Source organism: Roseburia inulinivorans DSM 16841, assembly GCF_000174195.1.
GTDB lineage: Bacteria > Bacillota > Clostridia > Lachnospirales > Lachnospiraceae > Roseburia > Roseburia inulinivorans.
Genome location: NZ_ACFY01000149.1, coordinates 1 through 1,191 on the forward strand (window position 1 = coordinate 1; position 1,191 = coordinate 1,191).

General features: G+C 40.5%; 2 protein-coding genes. Both read right to left on the reverse strand.

From position 1 onward, the window contains the following. Positions 1 to 852: IS3 family transposase (locus tag ROSEINA2194_RS15475; protein WP_007889550.1), on the reverse strand; the 852-nt coding region annotated here is incomplete at its 3' end. Then, a complete protein-coding gene (locus ROSEINA2194_RS15480) occupies positions 849 to 1,133 on the reverse strand; it encodes a transposase (RefSeq protein WP_007889554.1) in 285 nt (94 codons plus the stop codon). The genes ROSEINA2194_RS15475 and ROSEINA2194_RS15480, both read right to left, overlap by 4 nt. Positions 1,134 to 1,191 lie beyond the last annotated feature (58 nt).

A 1,191-nucleotide genomic window follows, 5' to 3' on the forward strand; every position in this document is an offset into this window, starting at 1 on the left:
CGACATATAGTTGCAATGGCTATGAATTCGTTTCGTATTGTAGAAAGCTTCCAGATATTCAAAAATCAACTGGTATGCTTGCTTATAATCACGGATTTTAAAGCGATTGAGCCATTCACGTTTGATAACAGAATGAAAGGATTCAATGCATGCATTATCCCACGGAAAAGCTTTCTTCGAGTAGCTACGCTGCATATTTTCGGTTGCTTTTTTATATTTCTTTGCAACATATTGGCTGCCACGATCCGAATGGATAATTAATGGTTGATCAATATTTCGGCGAGCTTTGGCTTTGTTTATAGTATCAATCACGCAGGATACTTCCAGTGTTTCTGAAAGTGTCCAGGCTATGATTTTTCTGGAAAATAAATCCATAATACTGGTCAGATAGACAAATCCGTCTATTGTCCAGATGTAGGTGATATCCGAACACCAGACAGCATTCGGACGGTCAGGATTAAACTGTTCATCAAGGATATTTTGTAATTCTGTGCTGAAATCAGAATCTTTTGTGGTGATGGTCCATGGTTTGCTCCACTGAGCACGGATTCCCATTTGGCGCATATATGTACCAACGGTTCTTTCCGAAATGACTTCACCGGTTTTTCGCAGTTCTACAGTGATTTTCGGAGCACCGTAGTTCTGCTTGGAATCATCATAAATATCCTGTATTTTTGCTTTTACAGCTTCACGACGTTTTTCTGTATCAGAAGGTACGTGGTGGAGCCATGCAAGATATCCTGAGCGAGAGACACCTAAAAATTTCAACATTCCGGAGACGGAAACCTGGCGTCCAGCCTTTTTGGCAGCTTCTGTCTTCTCAGTCACTTCGAGATAAATGGCTTCCGTCATTTTCCCAGAATGTTGATTGCTTTTTTTAACACATCAAGTGCATCTTGGGCATCACGTAATTCACGTCTGAGACGGGCAATTTCCTTCTGCTCATCAGATGCATAATTACCAGAACCACGAACAGGAATATCACCTGATTCTCGGAAGTCTTTCAGCCACTTTGTTAATGTACTGTAGCCGATGCCAAGATTTTCTGCACATCCACGTACTCCGAGATCTTTATGATCTTGATAGTACTGGATTGCATCAAGTTTAAATTGTTTGTCATGTTGCTTTGCCATATGAGATCCTCCTTCAGCATGTTTCTATTGTACCATGCTTATGTGTATTTGGAATTTT

Coding starts and splice junctions, on each gene's coding strand:
- ROSEINA2194_RS15480 (WP_007889554.1), bottom strand. CDS start 1,133: ATGGCAAAGCAACATGACAAACAATTTAAACTTGATGCAATCCAGTAC.